This is a genomic window from Paractinoplanes brasiliensis (assembly GCF_004362215.1).
GTDB classification, from domain to species: Bacteria; Actinomycetota; Actinomycetes; order Mycobacteriales; family Micromonosporaceae; genus Actinoplanes; species Actinoplanes brasiliensis.
Map to the genome: position 1 here is coordinate 1,795,760 of NZ_SNWR01000001.1, position 20,003 is coordinate 1,815,762.

Consider the following 20,003-nt stretch of genomic DNA (forward strand, 5'->3'; position numbering starts at 1 on the left):
GAAAGGCGCAGCCGGCTGGAAGTGGCATTCGGAAGTAATGCCAGGTCGACGGGCACGACGACGACCACGGATGCCCGCGTCCGGTGTGGACCACGGTCTTCGTGTGACACGCCATGCGTTGACGTGCAAGTTGCACGACTCATAGTGTCTGGGGCGTAACTCCGGGTGTTCCCCCGTCCGGCGTTACGACCGCACCGTCTTCAGGGCCGAGGAGAGCCATCCCATGAGTGTCACGATCGGCATCAACGGATTCGGGCGGATCGGCCGAAGTCTCGCGCGGATAGTGGCGTCGACGCACGATCCCGGAATATCCATTGCCGCCGTGAACGACCTTGCCTCGACCGAGAAAATGGCCTATGGGCTGCGCCGGGACAGCATTCGCGGCGCATTTCCGGGCACCGTGACGGCCCGCCCCGACCACCTTGTCGTGAATGACCGTGCGATCCGCGCGTTCCACCATGAACGGCCCGAACGCATTCCGTGGGCCGACGCCGGCGTGGACGTTGTCATCGAGGCCACCGGGCGGTTCCGCGCCGGCACGACGGCCCGCACCCACATCACCCACGGCGGCGCGCGCAAGGTCGTGATCAGCGCCTCGGCCGACGACCCGGACGCGTTCCTGATCTACGGGGCCAACCACACCACGTACGACGCGGCCCGCCACGACGTCGTCTCCCCCGGCTCGTGCGGCGTGAACGCCCTCACCGCGATGGCCAAGGTGCTGCTCGACCGGTTCGGGCTGCGGGGCGTCAACACGTCGGTGGTGCTGGCCACGCAGGGCTGGCAGAAGCCGCAGGACACGTTCAGCGGCACCTCCCGCGACGACCCGCGCCTGGGCCGGGCCACCGGCGAGAGCATCATCCCGCACAACTACGTGGTCGGTGACCTGGTGCGGGTGGCGCTGCCCGAAATCGGCGAGATGCGCTACAGCTACTACTGCGTGCCCACCCCCATCGGGTCGCTGGCCGAACTGTCCGGGCAGACCAACCGGCCGGTCAGCGTCGAAGAGGTCAACCGGGCCATGGCCGAGGCCGCCGCCGGTCCCCTGCGCCGGGTCCTGGCCTACGACCCCGACCCCACCGTGTCGATCGACGTCAAGAACAACCCGGCATCGTGCCTGTTCGACCCGTCCGGCACCCAGACCACCGCGGACGGCGGAGTGAAGGTCCGCGGGTGGTTCGACAACGAGTGGGGTTTCTCGAACCGATTACTCGACATCGCTCGCCTGGTGGGTGAGCGCACGCCCGTGACGTCACGGCAGGTGTCGTGGAGCATCGCCTAGAGTTCACCCGGTGAGTGTCTCGATCGACGACGTACGAGCGGCAGCCTCCCGCCTCGACGGCCGCATCCGCCACACCCCCGTCCTGCGGGCCGACGACGGCGTCTGGTTCAAGCTCGAACACACGCAGCACGCCGGCTCGTTCAAGACCCGGGGCATGTTCAACCAGATCCTCGCCGCGGGCGCTCTGCCCGCCGCCGGCATCGTCGCCGCCTCAGGCGGAAACGCGGGCCTGGCTGCTGCATACGCCGCGCGCGAGTTGGGCGTACGGGCTGAGGTCTTTGTGCCTTTGACAGCGCCCGCGGTGAAGGTGGCCAAACTGGGCAAGCTCGGCGCCCACGTGGTGCAGGTCGGCAACGAGTACGCGGAGGCCTACGAGGCGGCGCTGGCGCGGGCGTCGACGACGGGCGCGCTGTTCTGCCACGCCTACGACGACCCCGCCATGGTGGCCGGCAACGGAACCCTCGGCCTGGACCTGCTCGACCAGATCCCCGCCGGCTTCGACACCGTGCTGGTCGCCGTGGGCGGCGGCGGCCTGATCGCCGGGGTGCTCGCCGCCCTGGGCCCCACCCACCGCGTCGTGGCCGTCGAGCCGTCGACGGCCTCCGCCCTGCACTCGGCGCTGCAGGCCGGCGCCCCCGTCGACGTCCCGGTCTCGGGCGTGGCGGCGGACTCGCTCGGGGCCCGGCGGGTGGGGCGGATCGCTTTCGAGATGGCTGCGGGCATCGACTCCGTGCTGGTCGACGACCAGGCCATCGTGGACGCCCGACGCCGCCTGTGGGACGACTACCGCCTGGCTGTGGAACACGGCACAGCAGCCGCCTTCGCAGCCCTGACCTCGGGCGCTTACGCACCCGCCCCGGGCGAGCGAGTGGTTGTGCTGCTGTGCGGAGCGAACACAAACCCGGCCGACCTCGCGTAGCGGACACACTGGCTGGGCAGGTGGGCGACGGACGAGTCGGCCTGTACGCCGGATTCTGTCCCGGCGACTTTCGTCGCCGTGGGCGGTCATCCATCTCGGCCGGCCGTTGCCGGCTCGGCTCTTGCGGCCTACCCGCAGGCTCGGGCGAGCAGCCCTCGAACGCCTGCGCCGGCCGCTCGCCTCGCGGTGAGCGGCCTTACTTGGCCTTGCTCCGGGTGGGGTTTACCTAGCCACCCCGGTCACCCGGGGTGCTGGTGAGCTCTTACCTCACCGTTTCACCCTTACCGGCGCCCTTGCGGGGCCGGCGGTCTGTTCTCTGTGGCACTGTCCCGCGGGTCGCCCCGGGTTGCCGTTAACAACCACCCTGCTCTGCGGAGTCCGGACGTTCCTCGGCGACGCCCCCTTCAGGGACGCCGACGCGACCGCCTGGCCGACTCGTCCGTCGCCCGGTCATTCTACTCATCATGGATCTCGCACACGTCGTCCTGCTGGCCGTGGCCGGTGTCGCGGCCGGGGCGGTCAACGCGATCGCCGGCGGCGGGTCTCTGATCACGTTCCCGAGCCTGATCGCGACCGGGTTGCCCACGGTGGCGGCCAACGTCACCAATTCCGTGTCGGTCTTTCCCGGGTACGTCTCCAGCGTCATCGGCAGCCGGGCGGATCTCGCTGGTCAGCGCGCCCGGGTGACCGCGACCCTGCCGGCCTGCGTGCTGGGCACGGGTGGCGGGTGCGCGTTGCTTCTGCTCACGCCGGCCCGCGCGTTCGAGCTGATCGTGCCGTTCCTGGTGCTCGGGGCGGCGGCCACGCTCGCCTTCCAGCAGCGGCTGCGCGGCCTGGTCGGGCACCCGCACGCCATGTCACCCCGCCGGGCGGCCGTCTCACTGCAGGCCGTCGTCTTCGTCGGAGCGATCTACGGCGGCTACTTCGGGGCCGCGCTGGGTGTCATGTACGTGGCGGCGCTCGCTCTGATCCTCGACGAGCCGCTGAACCGGATCAACGCCCTCAAGAACGTCCTCTCGGCCGCCGTCGGGCTGGTGACGCTGCTGGTCTTCGCGTTCTTCGGCCCGGTCAACTGGGCGGCCGTCGCGATCGTGGCCCCGGCGACGGTCCTCGGCGGCTACACGGGTGCCAGGCTGGCCCAGCGCCTCCCCTCGCACGTGCTGCGCATCATCATCGTGAGCTTCGGCACCGCCATCGGCCTGCTCCTGCTCTACCGAGCGCTGAGCTGAGAGCCGGTTGTCCACAGGCGCGGGAGTTGTCCACAGGCGCGGGAAAACGGGGAGCCGGGGTGGGCCGGATTTGGCTACGCTCCGCGCATGAGAAGCACCCCGCCGATCCTGCTGTTCGTCATCGGGCCGCCTGCCGTGGGCAAGATGACGGTGGCCAACGCGATCGCGGCCCGCACCGGGTTCCGGGTGTTTCACAACCATCTGACGATCGAGCCGGTGCTGCGGTTCTTCGAGTTCGGCACTCCGCCGTTCCAGCGGCTGGTCGAGAGCTTCCGGAGGGGAGTGTTCGAGGAAGTGGCGGCCAGCGAGCTGCCGGGGCTCGTGTTCACGTACGTCTGGGCGTTCGATCATCCGGAGGACGGCGCGGCTGTCACGAGGTACGCCGAGCCGTTTGTGAAGCGGGGCGGCCGGGTGCTGTTCCTCGAGCTGGAGGCGTCGCAGGAGGTCCGGCTGAAACGCAACGCGGGCGAGGACAGGCTGGCCGAGAAGGCCTCGAAGCGTGACCTCGACCGCTCCCGGACACTCCTGCTCGAGATCGACGAGCGGTACGAGCTGAACTCGACGACGGAGTTCGAGGGGCGCGACGACTACCTGCGTGTCGACAACACGGAGTTGCCGCCCGACGAGGTGGCGGCGCTCGCGATCGAGTGGTTCAGCCTGGCTGGAAGGAGCGCTCGGCAAAGCTGACCCCGCCGCGCTCGTCCGAGGTCAGAACCTTCCGGGGTACGAGGCGGGGCGCGCTGCGCAGATGCTGGCGGAATCCGCGGGCACGCAGGTGGAAGCCGAAGTTGTGCCCCTCGACGTGCCAGGACGGCTCGGGGTGCTCGTCCGTGGGGTCGAGGCGGTGGATGTCGGCGATCTCGAGCTGCTCGAAGAGCGGGCCGAACTCGCCGCGGATGCCCCACGCGCCGTCGAAGACGAGGGTCGCCGGGGAGATCCAGAAGGTGAGGTGGTGGCCGGGTTCGACGGGGTCGGCCCAGCGCACGATGTAGTCGAGGTCGATCAGCAGCCGCACCTGGGGAAGGGCGCCGTCGTCGCTGTGCTCGGCCAGGCTGAGGCCGTGGATGCGGCAGTCGTGCCAGCCCATCGCGGGGTAGTCGGCGTCGGTCCAGGTCGCCTTGGCCGGCTCCGGCGTCGCGGGCACGACAACGCTGGGCGTCGGCGACACGGCCGCCGCCGACCCCGGTGCATGGCCCGTTGCGGACTCCGGCGCTGGGACGGTTGCGGTCGTCGGTGGGTGGACGGCTGCGGTCATCGGCACAGTATCGGGCCCCGCGGCGGTCAACTCCGACATTTCGCTTGTGTCGGTTTAGTCCGAAATCTTTCTCAGGAAGCGAAGGAAATGCGGGTCGAAGCGCGCGGGATCGGCGGCGGCGAGATCGTCCCGCGACCACCACCGTGCGCCGTGGAACTCGCCGGCATCGACCACCAGGGGCTGGTCACGGTCGCAGGGCAGCACGTACCAGAGACTCACATCGGTGTGCCCGTGGTCGATCCCGACGGTTCGTGTCACGGTCAGGAACACCGGCTCTTTCGACACCCCGGCGCCGTCCAGCCCCAACTCCTCGTCGATCTCACGCACGGCGGTCAGCCACGGGTCCTCGTCCGGCTCGACGTGCCCGCCCGGCGGCAGCCAGAGTCCGGCGTTCACGTGGTCGACCAGCAGGATCGCGCCGTCGCGAGGGTCGGCCGGCACCACGTACGAGACCAGGTGCTGATCGGGGGTGGCCGGCTTGACCCGCCGGAAGACGTCGTCGGTGCTGCTCAGCCAGTCGAGCACCTGCTCGCGATGCTCACGTTCGAGGACGTCGCCGGGCTGGAGCTGATCAACCACCTCGTGCACAAGCCTCACCGACGCCAGCATCCGAGCATGGTCTCAGATCTCCTCGCGCGGTGAGGCGGTCAGCCTTTCAGGCCGGTGTGGGCCAGGCCCTCGATGAACTGGCGTTGGGCTATCACGAAGACGATCAGGACGGGGATGGCGGTCATCGAGGCGGCCGAGAGCTGGACGTTCCAGAGCTGGCCCTGGTAGGCGTCGGTGAACTGGGTCAGGGCCTGGGGCAGCGTGTATTTCGTCTGCGAGGAGATGTAGACGACCGGCTCCAGGTACAGGTTCCAGCTGTGCAGGAAGGTGAAGATGGCGACCGCGCCCAGGGCGGGACGGGCCAGGGGCAGCGCGATGCGGCGGAAGATGGCCGGGCGGCCCAGGCCGTCCATGCGGGCGGCTTCCTCCAGTTCGCCGGGGAGGGTGATGAAGAACTGGCGCATGATGAACGTGGCCAGCACGCTCGGCGGGCCCAGCATCGGCACCAGGATCAGCGGCCAATGGGTGTCGACCAGGCCCAGGCTGTTGAAGATGCGGAACAGCGGGACGATCGTCACCTCGCTGGGGATGAGCAGGCCGACCAGGACGACGAGGAACAGCGCGTTCTGGCCGCGGAAACGGATGCGGGCGAAGGCGTAACCGGCCATCGACGAAACGACCAGGGTGCCGATGGTGACGACCACGGCGATGTACGCGCTGTTCCAGTACTGCTGGGCGAACGGCTGCATGTCGAAGACCTGCCGCCACGGTTCCAGGCTCCACGAGGAAGGGAGCAGGGACGGCGAGAAGATCTCGGCGTTGGGCTTGAAGGAGCTCGTGATCATCCACCAGGTGGGGAACACGAACGGCACACAGAGAACGAGCAGGACCCCGTACAGGAAAAGCTTGGTCTTAATGCTCATGGAAGACCCACCTCTTGCGCATCTGCCACTGCAGAACGGTCAGGGCCAGCACGATCAGGAACAGCAGCACCGAAAGGGTCGCGCCGTAGCCGAAGGCGTGGAACTGGAACGCCTGCTGGTACAGGTAATAGACGAGAACCGTGGTGGAGGTGCCGGGGCCGCCCTGGGTCAGGACGCTGATCTGGGCGAAGACCTGCAGGGAACCGACCACGGTGATGATCGATGTGAGCAGAACGGTGGGGCTGATCAGGGGCAGCGTGATGCTGCGGAAAACGCGCCACGGGCCGGCGCCGTCGGTTCTCGCGGCCTCGTACAACTCCTGCGGAACGCCTTGCAGCGCGGCCAGGAAAAGCACCATGTTGAGGCCGACGTTCTTGAAGACCTGGACGATGACCACGGCGGCCATGGCCGTGCCGCCGGAGCGCAACCAGTTCGGGCCGTCGATTCCGATGGCGTCGAGCAAGCCGTTGATGCCGCCGTTGTCCTGCAGAAGGAAACCCCACACGATCGTCCACGCGAGAAGCGACACGACGACCGGCGAGAAGAACAGCACGCGGAAGAACGTGGTGCCGCGCAGTTTCTGGTTCAGCAGGACGGCCAGCAGCAACGCCAGCCCCAGGTTGAGCACGACCAGGCCGAGGGAGAAGAACGCGGTCGCCCGCAGCACGGCCGGCACATTGGGGTCGTCGGCCAGCTTCCGGTAATTCTCCGCGCCGACGAAATTGAAGGTGTCGGCCAGGACATTCCATTCGTGCAGGCTGTACCAGACGACCAGCACCAGCGGCAGGAAGACGAACGCCAGCGAACCGAGCAGCGCGGGCGTGATGAACACGTACGCGGTCAGTTGATCACGCCGCCGGGTGGTCCAGAAGCCGCGCCGCCGGGGAGGCGCGGACCGGGCCTCGGCAGCCCGGTCCATCACCACGGTCATTTCGCGAGCAGCGGCGTGATGGCCGTGCACACGCCGCGCAATACGCCGGAGATGTCAGCGCCCGGCTTCCACAGAGGATCAAGACCGGCCCGTACGGCCTGGTTGATCTCGGCGCTGCCGGTGTGACTCGGTTTCACGACGCCGGCCGCGATGCCGTCGATGACCACGTCCTGCAGCTGGTCGGGCTTGAGCAGCGGGTTCGCCTTGGCCAGGGTCTCGGCGTTCAGCTGGGACTTCCGCGGCGGCGGGAAGAACTGGGCGAGCTTCTCGCTGTTGGCGGGGCTGGTGAAGAACTTGACGAACTCGGCGGCCGCGGCGGCGTTCTTGCCCTTCTTCAGGACGCCGAGGCCGCCCTGGCCGATCACCGAGTACTCCCCCGACGGCCCGGCCGGCAGCGGCACGAGCGTCCAGCCGAACCCGTCCTCCTTGAGCAGCGACGCCCGCGAGATCTGCGCGATCGTCATGGCCGACTCGCCGGCGAAGAAGTCGGCGGCCACCCCGGGGGCGGGCAGCGCCTTGCCGGTGAAGATCGCCTTGTGCAGGAACGTCATGGCGTCGACCATCGGCGGCTGGTCGAAGCCGCAGGTCTTGCCGTCGGCCGTCCAGGCCTCGGCGCCCCAGCCGCGGAACACGGTGGCCAGGTTCGTCCAGTCCTTGTAGTCGAAGTCGCGGATCACCAGGCCCTGCTTGCCGGTCTTGCGGGCCACGGCCGCGGCCGCGCTGACCGCGTTCTCCCAGGTCCACTCGGCAGGCATCGTGACGCCGGCCTGTTTGAGCAGGTCGGTGTTCACGAAGACCCCGAACGGCGAGGTCGAGAACGGGTACGCCATGAGCTTGCCGTCCTGCTGCCACAGGGCCGTGGCCGCGGGCGCCAGGTCGGCCGCGTTCTCGATGCTGTCGTCGAGCGGTTCGAGCGCGCCGGACGCCACGAAGTCGGGCGCCGAACCCTCGAGGATCCACGCGATGTCGGGCGCGTTGCCGCCCGCGATCTGGGTGGTGACCGTGGTGGTGTAGTTGTCGAGCGGCAGGGCGTCGAACTTGATGGTGACGTCGGGGTGGCTGGTCTTGTAGTCGGCGGCGATCGAGTCGAACAGCTGCACGTGCGCCGGGTTGGACGACCAGGTGGTCATGCGCAACGTGATCGGGCCACCGGAACCGCTGTCGTCGCCCCCACCGCAGGCGGCGGTGAGCGAACCGAGCAGGGCGACCGTGGCTATTCCGCAGAGTAGACGTCTCACGACGGGGGTGCTCCTTTCAGTAACCGCTGATGTCGGGCCAGCGCAGCTCGACGCCGTCGGCGCTCAGGTGGTTCTGGAATTCGGTGAGAAGCTCGGGGGTGTTACGCACGGCCCGCGGCGAGACGGAACGGCCGAGGCAGAAAGCGGCAAGCGCGCCCGCCACCTCCCCCGCGTTCCACTCGACCGGGTGCAGCCGGTACGAGCCGTTGGTGATGTGGGTGGTGCCGATGTTCTTGCCGGCGGGCAGCACGTTCTCGACGCGCTGCGGGATCAGGGCGCCGAGCGGGATCTCGAACGGGCAGCTGGCGACGTCGATGTAGTTGTCGCCGCCCGTGGACGGGTGCAGGTCGATGCGGTACATCCCGACACCGACCGAGTCGGCGTACGAGACCGCGCCCTTGTCGCCCCTGACCCGCAACGACAGGTCCTGCTCGACGACCGTGTACTCGGCCCGGATGCGACGGCCCTCCCGCACGTACGGGGCCATCGCGAGCCCGTCCGTGCTGCCGGTGACGTCACCGCGCAGCCTCAGCCCCGGCCAGCCCGTGCCCCCGTCCGGCCGCGGCGCCTCGGTCTGCAGCCAGTAGAGCACCGAGAACGACAGTTCACGGGCCCGGTTCTCGACCTCGCGGGGGTCGGGCACATCCACGTACGGCTGCTCGAAGTAGTCGATCATCGGCCAGTTCACGAGGCAGATGTCGCTCGGGTAGTGACCGTCGGTGAAGTTGCGCCGGGCGGCGATGCGGCGGAACGTCCACAGGTTGCCGTCACCGGGGTTGACCCGCTGGTCGGCGTCGACGAGCCACGGGTCGTCGTCCGGGTTCGGGGTGAACGAGCGGGTGGACAATTGCAGCGTACGGGGGTTGGGGGTCTGCCACGACAGCATGCGCGCGCCCCAGAACTCGGGCTGGTACTCACGCCAGAACCCGTACGCGGAGGGCTTGTCGATGGTGTGATCGCCGTCGACGTGATCCACGGCGAAGCACACCGACAGCGCCTGCATGTTGGCCGGGTTCGCGATCGCGGGGGCGTTGGGTTCGCCGGTCTCGGCCTGCGACTCGGCGCCGGTCACGTACTCGGCGCCGGTCAGGGGCAGCAGCTCGCCGGTCTCGGTCGCGTCCAGGATGTACGGCGCCGACAGCACGATCTCGTCGCCGTGGTGGCGGACGGTCACGGCCGTGACCCGGTCACCGTCGGTCTCGGCGGCGATCGGCACTGCGGGTTGCAGGACGGTCAGGCGGCCTGACCCACGGTAGGGGGCGAGCATCGCGTCGATCACGGCCACGGCCACCCGCGGCTCGTGGCAGAGGCGGCTGACGTGCCCGGCGCCGGGGTTGAGGTCGCGGGTGCGGCGGGCGCGGTCGGTGAGCGGATAGTTCGCGCGGTAGTAGTCACGGATGCCGTCGCGCAAAGCCCGGTAGCTTGCCGTGACGCCGAAGCGCTCGACCCAGCTGTGCTCGTCGGGAGGCACGGCCTGGCTGGTCAGCTGGCCGCCGAGCCAGGCGTGCTCCTCGGTGAGCAGGACCCGGCGGCCGGCGCGCAGGGCCGCCAGGGCCGCCGCCACTCCACCGAGTCCGCCGCCGATGACCAGCACCTCTGTGTGCATCTCGCGGCCGGCACCCCTCTTCCACCCCTTGCCCGCTTCGGACATTTCGCTTCTGTCAGGCATGAGGCGCCGCCAGGGTCGCGCCGGCCACCGGCTCGCACGGCAGCAGCCGCTGCACGTCGCCACCCGCGCCCTCGAGGATCGCCGACAGCACCTCGACGGCCTGCCACCCCATCTCGCGCCGCGGGATCCGATAACCCGTGAAGTCGAGATCCGTGCTCGCGGGCCGCGTCGGGTCACCGAGGGCCACAAAGGACAGATCATCCGGTACGGCGAGACCCCGCCTCTTCGCTTCGTCGGCGAGCAGCGCGCCGTCGGCGAACTCCTCGACGAACACCGCCGTGCAGCCCTCGGCGAGGATGCGCTCCAGTGGTGACTCGTCCGCTTTTACATGTACGCCGGAGATGCCGGCCTCCTTGGTAGCTGATGTGAAGCCGCGGAAACGGTCGGCGTGCGACTCGGGCCCGCCGCCCTCCCCCACGTACGCGATCTTGCGATGGCCCAGCTCGGCGGCCCGGCGTACCTGGGCCGCGGTGGCCGCCGGATAGTCGGCGCCGACGTAGGGGACAGGGCCGCCGGCGTCGTCGCGACGGCCCACGCTGACGAACGGCTGACCCTCCGCGATCAGCCGGGACAACTCCTCCGGGTCGAGCCAGCGGCCGAGCAGTATGCAGCCGTCGGCCAGGCGCAGCCGGTTGTCCGACGAGAAGATCCGCCGCCGCCCGTCGACGACCGGGGCGCTGGTGAACAACAGCAGGTCACAGCCGATGCTCTCGGCGCACTCCTCGATGCCGACCAGGAACGGGTGGTAGAAGTCGCCCAGCCCGGCCGGGAACACCGGCTCGTAGGTGAAGACGCCGAGGAAACGGTTGCGCTGGGCGGCCAGGCGGCGGGCGATCGGGTCGGCGACATAACCCGTACGCCGGATGGCCGCGAGCACCCGCTCCCGGGTCTCGGGCGCGATGCGGACGGCGGCGTCGTCGCGCTCGTTGAGCACGATCGACACGGTCGTCTGGCTGACGCCGGTCATGCGGGCGATGTCCTGCTGGGTCACCCGCCTGTTGCTGGACGGCATGTCGGAGTCTCCTCTGTTACGCCGCTAATACGCATTAACAAACGTGCACCGATCGTGGGGCACACGATCGGCGGCCGTCAAGCAAAACGCCTGCACTAATAGGTATTAGCACCTTGACCGGCGTCGTTAACGGTGGTGAAACTTCGTGACATCCCCGCTCGCCTCGTCCCCCTCGGAGGTCAACCCATGGAACGACGCGCACTTCTCCGCGGAGTTGCCGGATTCGCCGGGCTCGCCGGCGTGGGCGCCATGCCCGCCGCGGCTCAGGCCGCCGGTCCCGCGGGCATGCCCACCTACACCTATCTGCGTGACGCGCTCAAGACGCCGCTGAGCTACAACCCGACCGGGGAGTTCATCTTCCCGTGCATCCGCGGCGTCTACGACAAGATCAGCGGCGCCCGCAGCCGCTACTACCTGTACTACGCCCCGCACGAGAAGCCCGGCGGCATCTGCGTCGCGGGGGCCAACTCGCTCAACGGGCCGTTCTCCGAGTACTCGAACAACCCGATCATCGACAACGTGCTGCCCAGCACGACCGTCTCGCACGTGTCCTCACCGCACGTGACCTGGGACGCGGCCACCAAACAGTTCTTCCTCTACTTCCACGGCGAGAACAACACGACCCGCGTGGCCCGATCGTCCGACGGGCTGACCTTCCGCGACGAGACCCCGATTTTGAGCACGCGCCTCGTGTCCGGGCTGAGCGAGACCTCGTACGCCCGGGTCTTCGAACACACGCTGCCCGGACGCGGCAACAAGTACACGATGGTCTACATGGGGGTGCTCGCCGGCAAGCGGCGCATCTATCACGGCTGGTCGCCGAACGGCTGGGACGGCTGGCAGTTCGCCCAGACCGCCCTGGTCAACCCGGAACCGGACGGCCTCACCGACATCTCGGGGCCGTCGCTGGTGTTCCGCAACAACACGGTGTACGTCGCCTACCACGGCAACGACGGCAAGATGCGTCTCACCGAGGTGGGGCCGTCGTTCGACCGCGAGAACCACCTGGGCGTCTTCTACTCCCCCGCGGCCTCCGACAACGGCCGCGCCGCAGCCCCCTCCTTCGGCACCGACGGCGGCGTGCAATACATGTTCTACGAGGCCGGGCCCCGGCTGAACGCCCGCATCTGCATCGCCCGGGCCGCCTGACCCTGTTCACCCGCGCCGGTCCCGGCCCGGCCGCCCGGCACACCCCATCCGCTGCTCGCTGCCGCGCGCGGCCACGCCCGACCCTGCCCGCGCGGCCACGGCCCGATCTTGTTGCCGCGCGCGGCCACGCCCGACCCGGCCCCGCGCGGCCACGGCCCGATCTTGTTGCCCCGCACGGCCAGGCCCGACCCGGCCCTGCGCGGCCACGGCCCGATCTTGTTGCCCCGCACGGCTACCGTCGGCTCATGGCGACCGTCTCGTACCCGCGTGCCCTGGCCATGGCTGCCCTGCAAGCAGCCCTGAGCGGAACCTGGATCGCCGCCGGCGAGCTCTCCCCCGCTCGGCGGCGGCTGACCCGATTCGGCGCGGCCGCCCTGGTGAGCGGCGTCGGATACGTCATCTCCCAGCCGTCACGCTCCTCGGACACGCCGGCCTCGCCGCCGGACGCACAGGTGGATCTGCGGCTGATCGCACCCGGTTCCGCCAACGCGCTCGGCATCGCGGCCCCGGACCTGACCGGCTCGGCGGACGCCACCCACCCGGCCGCCGACCCGGCCCCAGCAGATGAGGCGGCCGGCAACACAGACGCGAGCAGGGCATCGCACGGTTTGCTGGACGCGTCGGATCTGCTGGGGATCGGCGACAAGATCGAGATCCCGTACGACAAACGCAGGGCAGCCATGGGCGCGGCCGTCGTGGCACTGTCCGTAGGGGCGATGGTCGGCCGCCGCCGGCTCGAGAAGCGGTGGCTGGCCGGCCTGACCCGCAGCGGCCACCCCCACCCGACCCGGGCGCTCGCCGTGCGGATAGCCGCCATCGAGTTCGCCGCCCAGTTGGTCCTGCAGTTCGCCGAGCAGCGCCGACCCCGCCACTAGGCGGCGCGTCCAGCAGCCACGACCCCAAGACCGGGCGGCGTGCCGAGCAGCGCCGGCCCTGCCGCCGAAAGGGGGTCGGACCCGCGTCGAGCCGCACGTTTCTCGGCGCGTAGTGCCCGTTCGCCCGCCGTGACGGCCAAGCGAGCCATGCGATTCTCCCAGTTGCGCCGCAACTGTTCTCGCCAACCGGCCGGCGGCGGCCACGGCACGCCCCACTCGGCCAGGGTCTCACGCGTCCAACCGCCCCGCCGGGCGCGCGAGGCCTCAACCGTGCCCGGCGCGATGTCGTCACGCAGCAGTGGTCCTTGACAGGCCATGTGACCTCCTTCGAGTGCTGCGCCCAGTCTGCTCATCGGCGGCTTTTCGCGCCGGCGCCGATGAGCCGCCTGTGGACAACGCCCCGGCCTGTGGACAAGCCGCCGTGGCCGCCAACTGTGTGATACGCGCCGATCAGAGGCGAACATTGTGGACAGGCGGTGGGCGCGCGGAGCCTTGCCGGCTGAGCAGACTTGACGCATGACGGAACCACGGCGTCCCTGGTGGCACGTGGCGACCACGGCCGAGCAGGGATTCATCCTCGGAGGCTTCTGGGCCTTCCTCGCCGCCACCCAGGCGATCGTGCTGATGGCGGGCGACGGCGGTTGGCTCAGCATCGTGCTCGGCTCGGCCGCGGCTCTGCTCGCAGTCGCTTACCTCACCACGGCGATCGCCCTGCGCCGGAAGCGTTGAAAGAGCGCGAATCCGCGAAATGATCGAGTGATGCGGACCTTGACGCGCAACGTGGTGGAGAACTGGGGTGCGGATGGCGAACGCTGGCTGGCCGACCTGCCCGCGCTGATCGCTGAGGTGGCGGCGGAATGGGGCGTACGGGTTCTGCGGACCTACCCGATGACGTTTCACTGGGTGGCCGAGGCGGAACGCGCCGACGGCACCGGAGCGGTTCTCAAACTGGGCGTACCCGACGGACATCTCGACACCGAGGCCGAAGCTCTGCGGGTGTTCGACGGGGAGGGCGCCGTATGGCTGCTGGCCGAGAACGCTGCCAAGGGCGCGCTTCTGATCGAGCGGGCCGAACCGGGCACGCCATTGACGGTCGACGATGAGGCAACGCTCGTCGAGGTGGGCCGAAGGCTTCACCGCGTACGGGGGAAGAACTCCGACCTTCCGCACCTGCGTAACCTTCGCGGGGGTTTCGAGCGGTACCGCGAGGGTCCGATTCCGCGGCGCATGGTCGACCGGGCGGCGGAATTGTTCGACGACCTGTGCGACAGCGCGACGCGCGAGACCGTTCTGCACGGGGATCTGCACCACGGCAATGTGCTGCGGGGACGCGACGGCGAATGGCTGGCCATCGACCCGCACGGATGGGTCGGGGACCCCGGGTACGACGGTGGGGCGATGCTTTACAACCCCGATCCGGAACGGCGTGACCCGGAACTCCTCGAGCTCGTTCCGCGGCGGATCGAGATGCTCGCCGCGTACGAGAAAAAGGAAAGGGTCATCGCCTGGGGCTATGTCATGGGTGTCTTGTCGGAGTTGTGGACGGTGGAGTCGTCGGGCCAGGCCCGCACCCGAGCCCTCGACGTGGCCCGTTTTCTGGAGCCGATGCTCGACTAGCGTCGCAGAACCGGGGCGCCGAACGTCATCACGACCATGAGCCCGACAATGACGCCGAACGATACGGTCAGCGACGACACGTGCGCGATTCCGCCGATGATCCCGGGGGCGATCAGACCGCTCCCGTACGCGATTCCGGCCACCCCGGCAATGCTGCGCCCCGGATGTTCGCTGCTGCGCCCGGCCGCCGCGAAAACGAGCGGGACCACCACCGCGATCCCGACGCCGAGCAGCCCGAAACCGGCGATGACCGGCACGACGGAATCGAACAGCACAATGAGGAGCGCGCCGGCGGTGGCGAGCGCGCCGCTGATCCGTACGGTCATGACGGGACCGATCTTGTGCACCACCCGGTCGCCGCCGAAACGCGCGACCGCCATGCACACCGAGAAGATCGACACGGTGGCGGCGGCCGTCGCGGCGGGGTGATTCAGCAGGTCACGGACGTAGACTGCGGCCCAGTCGAGGCTCGCGCCCTCGGCGAAAACCGCGCACAGACCGATCAGCCCGATCGGCAGCACGGCCTTGCTGGGCAGCGCGAACGCCGGGGGTTCCTCGAGGTTCGGGGCGGGCCGGTGCGGGACGATCCACAGCGACGCGGCCAGCACCAAGACGGCCAGCGCGGCCACCGTGATCGCGAAGTGAGTGGGCGCGCCGAGCCCTTCGCGGGCCGCGACCACGGCGATGGCCGATCCGCCCAGCCCGCCGACGCTCCACCAGCCGTGGAAACCGGACATGACGGACCGCCCGTACCGCTCCTCGACCAGGACGGCGTGCGCGTTCATGGCCACGTCGGCGAGCCCGGCGGCCGCTCCGTAGATCACCAGCGAGGCGCAGAGCAGCCACAACGAGGTCGGCAGCGACGGCAGCATCAGCGCGGCGACCCAGGCGAGCATGAGGACGCGTACGAGGGAACGAAGGGTGAAGCGGTGCACGAGGCGGCCCGACAACGGCATCGCGAGCAGCGCCCCGACGCCGGGCATGAGCAGCGCGATCCCCAGCCCGCCGGGCCCGATTCCCACGTGGTCGGCAATCCACGGCACCCGCGCCGCGAACGTCCCCGTCACCGCCCCGTGCGCCGCGAACACCGCCGACGTCGCCACCCGCGCCCGCCGCAACCCCCCGACCTCAGTACTGATCACGCCCCCGACAGTAAGGCCTATGACGTGGCCGCCTCCGGCCCGTCCTGCGACGACGAGGCAAACAAGCTCCGCCGCGACTCGGGGCGTCGATCGGTCAGCGGAAATCGACTGTCTGTCCGATCAGGATGCGACGTTGGCCGCGCTTTTCCGGTTGGGCGCGGAAATCCGGTGGTGTGGGGGTCGCGTACGGGTAGGAATGTCGGTTGAATGGCTGGAGGCCGGTTAGTGATGGGAATGGGGGCGTTGTGCCGCTTCGCAGGCGTAAGCAATGGTGGGGCGTGACGCTGGACGCGCCGGACGGGGTGGCCCTCGGGCGGTTTTATTCGCGGCTGCTCGACTGGAAGTTCTATCCGGCCGAGAACGGGCTCGGCGGCGCCGTCGCGCCGTCCGAGCAGGCCGGGTTCAACCTGGGGTTTCAGACCGAGGAAAAGTATGTGCGGCCGGTCTGGCCGGCCGTCGACGGGCAACCGCAGATGAGCATGCACCTGGAGATCGAGGTCGACGATCTGGAGGAGGCGGTGGCGCATGCGGTAAGTGTCGGGGCAACCGTGGCCGGCTTTCAGCCACAGGCCTCTGTGCGGGTGATGCTCGACCCGGCGGGGCACCCGTTCTGCCTGTATCTCGATGAAAGCGAACTAGACGAAGGTAAATAGGCGAACGCCGGCGGCAAACGGTTTCGCGGGCCGGCGCAGGCGATGCAGGCCGACGCGGAAACGGGCGTCCGCCGGTTCGGAGAAGGCCAGTTCCTCGAAACCGGAACGGGCGAAGGCGTCGCGCACCTCGGCGGCCCCGGAGCCGGCTCGGGTCCACACCACCGTGCCGCCGGGGGTCAGCAGCGTGGGCAGGGCCTCGATTGTGCGGCACGTGTCGGCGTACGGGATGTTGCCGAAGACGCCGCAAGCGAGCAGAACCTCGGCGGGCGCCACGGAGGCGTAGGGGTCGGTGATGCCCGCGTCGCCGGTCACCACCGTGACGCCCGAAGGAGCCGACTGCCGTGCCCGGTCGGCGAGCGCCGGATCCCACTCGACCAGCACTGCCCGGGAACCGGAGGGCAGCAGCGGCAGCACGTCACGCCCGTCGCCGGCGCACATGCTGATCACGCGGCGCGGGCGATCGAGCAACGGGCGCAGGAAGCCCCGTACGACCTCGAGCCGCCGGGCCAGCGAAGAGCCCGGAATGTCGTATTCGTCGTGCCAGCGCACCCAGTCCCTCGTGGTCACGAACACCAGTAAAGACGAAGGCGCCGCGCCGGGACGAGGGGCGCGGCGCCTTCAGGAGCGGGCCAGGTTCAGGTGGAGGACTGGTGCTCGACGGTCGCAGCCACGTCCTTGTCGACGCGGGGGTCGCCCTCGTCGGCGTAGTAGTCGTCCTGGGTGGTGCCGTCCACGCCGTCGGGAGTCTTGGCCGCCCGCAGGATCAGCGTCACGATCACCGCCACCAGCAGGTTCACGATCACGGTGACGAAGCCCACGTAGATCGTGCGCTTGGTGTCGAAGCCGAAGTCGGACAGGGGGAACGCCGAGCCGCCGAAGTGGGCCCGGCCCGTCGCCGCGTTCGGGATCTGCCACAGCATCCACATCGACAGGCCCATGCCGACGATCCAGCCCGCGATCAGCCCGCCGCGGTGCAGCCAGCGGGTGAACAGGCCGAGCGCCACCGCCGGCGCGGTCTGCAGGATGATGATGCCGCCGATGAGCTGCAGGTCGATGGAGAACTGCGGGTCGAGGAAGACGATGCAGGCGACCGCCCCGACCTTGACCACCAGGGACGTGATCTTCGAGACTCGCGCCTCCTGGGCGTGGGTCGCGTCCTTGCGCAGGTACTCCTTGTAGATGTTGCGGGTGAACAGGTTGGCCGCGGCGATCGACATGATCGCGGCGGGGACCAGCGCGCCGATGCCGATCGCGGCGAACGCGACGCCCGCGAACCACGCCGGGAACTGCATGTCGAACAGCAGCGGCACGACCGTGTTGCTGTCCACCTTGCCGGTGGCGGGGTCGGTGATCGGTTTGACGCCGGACGCGATGGCCGCGTACCCGAGCAGCGCCAGCAGGCCGAGCAGGAAGCTGTAGGCCGGCAGGGCCGACATGTTCCGCTTGATCACGTTGCGGTTCTTGGCGGCCAGCACCCCGGTCACGCTGTGCGGGTAGAGGAACAGCGCCAGCGCCGAGCCGAGGGCCAGGGTGACGTACTGCATCTGGTTGCCGGCGTTGAGCAGGATGCCGTCGTTGGGCGATGGTGTCGCGTCGAACTTGGCCTGCGCCGCGTCGAAGATGCTGCCCCAGCCGCCCAGCTTGTAGGGCAGATAGATGACCGCCACCAGGATCACGATGTAGATCAGCGTGTCCTTGACGAAGGCGATCAGCGCGGGGGCCCGCAGGCCCGACTGATAGGTGTACGCGGCCAGGATCGCGAACGCGATGATGATCGGCGCGTGCCGGGCCAGCAGGCTCTCGCCGGTCACGCCCATGGTCTTGAGCACGGCCTCGATGCCGACGAGTTGCAGGGCGATGTACGGCATGGTGGCGACGATGCCCGTGATGGCCACCAGCAGCGCCAGCGTGGGCGAGCCGAACCGGGTGCGGACGAAGTCGGCCGGGGTGACGAAGCCGTGCCGGTGCGACACCGACCACAGCCGGATCAGGATCAGGAAGAACAGCGGATAGATGATGATCGTGTACGGGACCGCGAAGAACCCGGCAGCGCCGGCGCCGAAGATCAGGGCGGGCACGGCGACGAACGTGTACGCCGTGTAGAGGTCGCCGCCGATCAGGAACCAGGTGATCCACCCGCCGAAGCTGCGGCCGCCCAGGCCCCACTCGTCGAGGTGTTCCATGTCCTTCGGCGCCCGCCACCGAGCCGCGACGAAGCCCATGCCGCTGACCAGCAGGAACAGCAGGGTGAAGATGACGATCTCGGTGATGTGGTCGCTCATCGGATCACCGCTTCCTCGTCATCCGGTAGACGATCGTGGTGGTGCCCACGCCGACGAGGATGAAGAGGAACTGCAGCCAGTAGAAGGCCGGGAAGCCCCACAACCGGGGGGAGTCGTGGTTGTACAACGGCGTCAGCAGCGGCAGCACGATGGGTATCGCCAGCAGCCAGTTCCAGGGGCTGCGGTCGCTGCGCGTCGTGGGCACTGCTTTCGGCGTGTCGGGGTCCGCCATCAGCCGTACCTCCTCGTAACTGTGGAGACGGTCACAGTTACGCTAACGACACACGTCCGTTACAAGCGATCACCGTGCGCCGAGCGGTTTACGAACTGCGCCCAACGGTGAACCCCGCAGATCGCGGCGGCTCGATACGTGCGCGGCCCGGCAGAGTACGATCAGTGCCCACTGAGGACGCGGTCGGGTGAAAGGGTGTCGGATGGCTCAGGAGCCGGTGGTCGACCAGGGCGGACACGCGCTGGACATGAACGTTCCGCAAACCGCCCGGATCTGGAACTACCTGCTCGGCGGCAAGGACAACTTCGCGGCCGACCGGGCCGTGGGCGACCAGATCATCGCGAATCTGCCGCATCTCGCCGAGTACGCCCGGATGTCCCGCAAGTATCTTGCGCGGGCGGTGCGCTACCTCGCCGGTGACGCCGGCATCACGCAGTTCCTGGACGTCGGCACGGGCCTGCCCACCGCCGACAACACCCACGAGGTGGCCCAGCTGGTCAACCCGCGGGCGCGCATCGTCTACGTCGACAACGACCCGCTGGTGCTGACCCACGCCCGCGCGCTGCTGACCAGCAGCCCCGAGGGGGTCACCAACTACGTCGACGCCGACCTGCGCGACCCCGACAAGATCCTGGCCGCGGCGTCGGAGACCCTCGACTTCGACAAGCCGGTCGCGCTCATGATGATGGGCATCCTGGGGCACATCGAGAGCGACGACGAGGCCAAGTCGATCATCGACCGGTTCCTGTCGAAACTGGCTCCGGGCAGCTACCTGGCCATGTACGACGGCTCCGACACCAACGCCGACGTGGTCGAGGCCACCCGCATCTGGAACGTGTCGGCCAACCCGAAATACCACCTGCGCAGCCCCGAGCGGATCGCCGGCCTGTTCCAGGACCTCGAGCTGGTCGAGCCGGGCGTCGTGCCGGTGACCCGCTGGAAGCCCGACGCCGAGGCCGCGGCCGCTCCCGCGATCGCCCAGTACTGCGCGGTCGGCCGCAAACCCTGATTTCCCCGTACGGAGGTGCGGTGCGCAAAGGTGGCGC

22 protein-coding genes and 1 other RNA gene are annotated in these 20,003 nt (G+C 69.2%); 10 read left to right on the forward strand and 13 right to left on the reverse strand.

Features of this window, described 5'->3' with window-relative positions; translation table 11 throughout:
* Nucleotides 1-223 precede the first annotated feature (223 nt).
* Complete coding sequence (locus C8E87_RS07675) at nucleotides 224-1,282, forward strand: type I glyceraldehyde-3-phosphate dehydrogenase (protein WP_133872437.1); 1,059 nt, start codon at nucleotides 224-226, stop codon at nucleotides 1,280-1,282.
* 10 nt (nucleotides 1,283-1,292) lie between these two features.
* Complete coding sequence (locus tag C8E87_RS07680) at nucleotides 1,293-2,201, forward strand: threonine/serine dehydratase (protein WP_133872438.1); 909 nt, start codon at nucleotides 1,293-1,295, stop codon at nucleotides 2,199-2,201.
* 28 nt (nucleotides 2,202-2,229) lie between these two features.
* On the opposite strand, the gene rnpB is transcribed toward C8E87_RS07680, so the two are convergent.
* An RNA gene (gene rnpB / locus C8E87_RS07685) (RNase P RNA component class A) lies at nucleotides 2,230-2,639 on the reverse strand.
* Nucleotides 2,640-2,665: 26 nt separating this feature from the next.
* On the opposite strand from rnpB, the gene C8E87_RS07690 reads away from it, so the two are divergent.
* Entirely contained in the window at nucleotides 2,666-3,430 is a 765-nt protein-coding gene (locus C8E87_RS07690; protein ID WP_133872439.1) for a sulfite exporter TauE/SafE family protein, read from the forward strand.
* Nucleotides 3,431-3,517: 87 nt separating this feature from the next.
* On the forward strand, nucleotides 3,518-4,117 hold the full coding sequence (locus tag C8E87_RS07695; RefSeq protein ID WP_133872440.1) for a P-loop nucleotide/nucleoside kinase family protein: 600 nt from the start codon (nucleotides 3,518-3,520) through the stop codon (nucleotides 4,115-4,117).
* Here the strand turns inward: C8E87_RS07695 and C8E87_RS07700 are convergent.
* The 7 genes from C8E87_RS07700 to C8E87_RS07730 are packed head-to-tail and all read right to left on the reverse strand — an operon-like array spanning nucleotide 4,083 to nucleotide 11,007.
* Complete coding sequence (locus C8E87_RS07700) at nucleotides 4,083-4,685, reverse strand: hypothetical protein (RefSeq protein ID WP_133872441.1); 603 nt, start codon at nucleotides 4,683-4,685, stop codon at nucleotides 4,083-4,085. The genes C8E87_RS07695 and C8E87_RS07700 overlap by 35 nt on opposite strands.
* Nucleotides 4,686-4,739: 54 nt before the next feature.
* Nucleotides 4,740-5,282: an NUDIX domain-containing protein gene (locus C8E87_RS07705; RefSeq protein WP_239080680.1), complete on the reverse strand. Its 543-nt coding sequence runs from the start codon at nucleotides 5,280-5,282 to the stop codon at nucleotides 4,740-4,742.
* Between the two features lie 50 nt (nucleotides 5,283-5,332).
* Complete coding sequence (locus C8E87_RS07710) at nucleotides 5,333-6,157, reverse strand: carbohydrate ABC transporter permease (RefSeq protein ID WP_133872443.1); 825 nt, start codon at nucleotides 6,155-6,157, stop codon at nucleotides 5,333-5,335.
* The gene (locus C8E87_RS07715) at nucleotides 6,147-7,088 is read right to left on the reverse strand and encodes a carbohydrate ABC transporter permease (RefSeq protein WP_203720993.1); all 942 of its coding nucleotides are present in this window, start codon (nucleotides 7,086-7,088) and stop codon (nucleotides 6,147-6,149) included. Before C8E87_RS07715 ends, C8E87_RS07710 begins: the two co-directional genes overlap by 11 nt.
* Nucleotides 7,085-8,326: an ABC transporter substrate-binding protein gene (locus C8E87_RS07720; RefSeq protein ID WP_239080679.1), complete on the reverse strand. Its 1,242-nt coding sequence runs from the start codon at nucleotides 8,324-8,326 to the stop codon at nucleotides 7,085-7,087. Before C8E87_RS07720 ends, C8E87_RS07715 begins: the two co-directional genes overlap by 4 nt.
* Before the next feature lie 16 nt (nucleotides 8,327-8,342).
* Nucleotides 8,343-9,932 carry an FAD-dependent oxidoreductase gene (locus C8E87_RS07725; RefSeq protein ID WP_133872444.1) on the reverse strand — a complete coding sequence of 530 codons (1,590 nt, stop codon included), beginning with the start codon at nucleotides 9,930-9,932 and terminating at the stop codon, nucleotides 8,343-8,345.
* Nucleotides 9,933-9,987: 55 nt separating this feature from the next.
* Complete coding sequence (locus C8E87_RS07730) at nucleotides 9,988-11,007, reverse strand: LacI family DNA-binding transcriptional regulator (RefSeq protein ID WP_133872445.1); 1,020 nt, start codon at nucleotides 11,005-11,007, stop codon at nucleotides 9,988-9,990.
* A gap of 186 nt (nucleotides 11,008-11,193) precedes the next feature.
* On the opposite strand from C8E87_RS07730, the gene C8E87_RS07735 reads away from it, so the two are divergent.
* Nucleotides 11,194-12,156, forward strand: coding sequence for a glycoside hydrolase family protein (locus C8E87_RS07735; RefSeq protein WP_133872446.1), 963 nt, complete (start codon nucleotides 11,194-11,196; stop codon nucleotides 12,154-12,156).
* 245 nt (nucleotides 12,157-12,401) lie between these two features.
* Nucleotides 12,402-13,031 carry a hypothetical protein gene (locus tag C8E87_RS07740; protein WP_133872447.1) on the forward strand — a complete coding sequence of 210 codons (630 nt, stop codon included), beginning with the start codon at nucleotides 12,402-12,404 and terminating at the stop codon, nucleotides 13,029-13,031.
* On the opposite strand, the gene C8E87_RS07745 is transcribed toward C8E87_RS07740, so the two are convergent.
* Nucleotides 13,028-13,348 carry a hypothetical protein gene (locus C8E87_RS07745; protein WP_133872448.1) on the reverse strand — a complete coding sequence of 107 codons (321 nt, stop codon included), beginning with the start codon at nucleotides 13,346-13,348 and terminating at the stop codon, nucleotides 13,028-13,030. The genes C8E87_RS07740 and C8E87_RS07745 overlap by 4 nt on opposite strands.
* A 199-nt stretch (nucleotides 13,349-13,547) precedes the next feature.
* On the opposite strand from C8E87_RS07745, the gene C8E87_RS07750 reads away from it, so the two are divergent.
* Together C8E87_RS07750 and C8E87_RS07755 are read left to right on the forward strand one after the other, a co-directional pair.
* Nucleotides 13,548-13,760 (forward strand): hypothetical protein, encoded by a 213-nt coding sequence (locus C8E87_RS07750; RefSeq protein ID WP_133872449.1) that lies wholly within the window; start codon nucleotides 13,548-13,550, stop codon nucleotides 13,758-13,760.
* Nucleotides 13,761-13,790: 30 nt separating this feature from the next.
* Entirely contained in the window at nucleotides 13,791-14,648 is an 858-nt protein-coding gene (locus C8E87_RS07755; RefSeq protein WP_133872450.1) for an aminoglycoside phosphotransferase family protein, read from the forward strand.
* On the opposite strand, the gene C8E87_RS07760 is transcribed toward C8E87_RS07755, so the two are convergent.
* Nucleotides 14,645-15,790, reverse strand: a complete 1,146-nt coding sequence (locus C8E87_RS07760; RefSeq protein ID WP_133872451.1) for an MFS transporter — start codon at nucleotides 15,788-15,790, stop codon at nucleotides 14,645-14,647. The two genes, C8E87_RS07755 and C8E87_RS07760, sit on opposite strands and share 4 nt — an antisense overlap.
* Nucleotides 15,791-16,068: 278 nt before the next feature.
* Here C8E87_RS07760 and C8E87_RS07765 point away from each other — a divergent pair, with 278 nt between their 5' ends.
* Nucleotides 16,069-16,443, forward strand: coding sequence for a VOC family protein (locus C8E87_RS07765; RefSeq protein ID WP_239080678.1), 375 nt, complete (start codon nucleotides 16,069-16,071; stop codon nucleotides 16,441-16,443).
* On the opposite strand, the gene C8E87_RS07770 is transcribed toward C8E87_RS07765, so the two are convergent.
* The 3 genes from C8E87_RS07770 to C8E87_RS07780 all read right to left on the reverse strand — a co-directional run bounded on the left by C8E87_RS07770 (nucleotide 16,426) and on the right by C8E87_RS07780 (nucleotide 18,957).
* On the reverse strand, nucleotides 16,426-17,010 hold the full coding sequence (locus C8E87_RS07770) for a class I SAM-dependent methyltransferase (protein WP_133872453.1): 585 nt from the start codon (nucleotides 17,008-17,010) through the stop codon (nucleotides 16,426-16,428). The two genes, C8E87_RS07765 and C8E87_RS07770, sit on opposite strands and share 18 nt — an antisense overlap.
* A gap of 68 nt (nucleotides 17,011-17,078) precedes the next feature.
* The gene (mctP, locus tag C8E87_RS07775; RefSeq protein WP_133872454.1) at nucleotides 17,079-18,725 is read right to left on the reverse strand and encodes a monocarboxylate uptake permease MctP; all 1,647 of its coding nucleotides are present in this window, start codon (nucleotides 18,723-18,725) and stop codon (nucleotides 17,079-17,081) included.
* A gap of 4 nt (nucleotides 18,726-18,729) precedes the next feature.
* The gene (locus tag C8E87_RS07780; RefSeq protein WP_133872455.1) at nucleotides 18,730-18,957 is read right to left on the reverse strand and encodes a DUF3311 domain-containing protein; all 228 of its coding nucleotides are present in this window, start codon (nucleotides 18,955-18,957) and stop codon (nucleotides 18,730-18,732) included.
* Between the two features lie 202 nt (nucleotides 18,958-19,159).
* Here C8E87_RS07780 and C8E87_RS07785 point away from each other — a divergent pair, with 202 nt between their 5' ends.
* Nucleotides 19,160-19,966 (forward strand): SAM-dependent methyltransferase, encoded by an 807-nt coding sequence (locus C8E87_RS07785; RefSeq protein ID WP_133872456.1) that lies wholly within the window; start codon nucleotides 19,160-19,162, stop codon nucleotides 19,964-19,966.
* Nucleotides 19,967-20,003 lie beyond the last annotated feature (37 nt).

What these genes read in the sequence shown, in the direction of transcription:
- C8E87_RS07675 (WP_133872437.1), top strand. Translation starts at nt 224, where the DNA reads ATGAGTGTCACGATCGGCATCAACGGATTCGGGCGGATCGGCCGAAGT.
- C8E87_RS07690 (WP_133872439.1), top strand. Translation starts at nt 2,666, where the DNA reads ATGGATCTCGCACACGTCGTCCTGCTGGCCGTGGCCGGTGTCGCGGCC.
- C8E87_RS07695 (WP_133872440.1), top strand. Translation starts at nt 3,518, where the DNA reads ATGAGAAGCACCCCGCCGATCCTGCTGTTCGTCATCGGGCCGCCTGCC.
- C8E87_RS07700 (WP_133872441.1), bottom strand. Translation starts at nt 4,685, where the DNA reads ATGACCGCAGCCGTCCACCCACCGACGACCGCAACCGTCCCAGCGCCG.
- C8E87_RS07710 (WP_133872443.1), bottom strand. Translation starts at nt 6,157, where the DNA reads ATGAGCATTAAGACCAAGCTTTTCCTGTACGGGGTCCTGCTCGTTCTC.
- C8E87_RS07715 (WP_203720993.1), bottom strand. Translation starts at nt 7,088, where the DNA reads ATGACCGTGGTGATGGACCGGGCTGCCGAGGCCCGGTCCGCGCCTCCC.
- C8E87_RS07725 (WP_133872444.1), bottom strand. Translation starts at nt 9,932, where the DNA reads ATGCACACAGAGGTGCTGGTCATCGGCGGCGGACTCGGTGGAGTGGCG.
- C8E87_RS07730 (WP_133872445.1), bottom strand. Translation starts at nt 11,007, where the DNA reads ATGCCGTCCAGCAACAGGCGGGTGACCCAGCAGGACATCGCCCGCATG.
- C8E87_RS07735 (WP_133872446.1), top strand. Translation starts at nt 11,194, where the DNA reads ATGGAACGACGCGCACTTCTCCGCGGAGTTGCCGGATTCGCCGGGCTC.
- C8E87_RS07740 (WP_133872447.1), top strand. Translation starts at nt 12,402, where the DNA reads ATGGCGACCGTCTCGTACCCGCGTGCCCTGGCCATGGCTGCCCTGCAA.
- C8E87_RS07745 (WP_133872448.1), bottom strand. Translation starts at nt 13,348, where the DNA reads ATGGCCTGTCAAGGACCACTGCTGCGTGACGACATCGCGCCGGGCACG.
- C8E87_RS07750 (WP_133872449.1), top strand. Translation starts at nt 13,548, where the DNA reads ATGACGGAACCACGGCGTCCCTGGTGGCACGTGGCGACCACGGCCGAG.
- C8E87_RS07755 (WP_133872450.1), top strand. Translation starts at nt 13,791, where the DNA reads ATGCGGACCTTGACGCGCAACGTGGTGGAGAACTGGGGTGCGGATGGC.
- mctP (WP_133872454.1), bottom strand. Translation starts at nt 18,725, where the DNA reads ATGAGCGACCACATCACCGAGATCGTCATCTTCACCCTGCTGTTCCTG.
- C8E87_RS07780 (WP_133872455.1), bottom strand. Translation starts at nt 18,957, where the DNA reads ATGGCGGACCCCGACACGCCGAAAGCAGTGCCCACGACGCGCAGCGAC.
- C8E87_RS07785 (WP_133872456.1), top strand. Translation starts at nt 19,160, where the DNA reads ATGGCTCAGGAGCCGGTGGTCGACCAGGGCGGACACGCGCTGGACATG.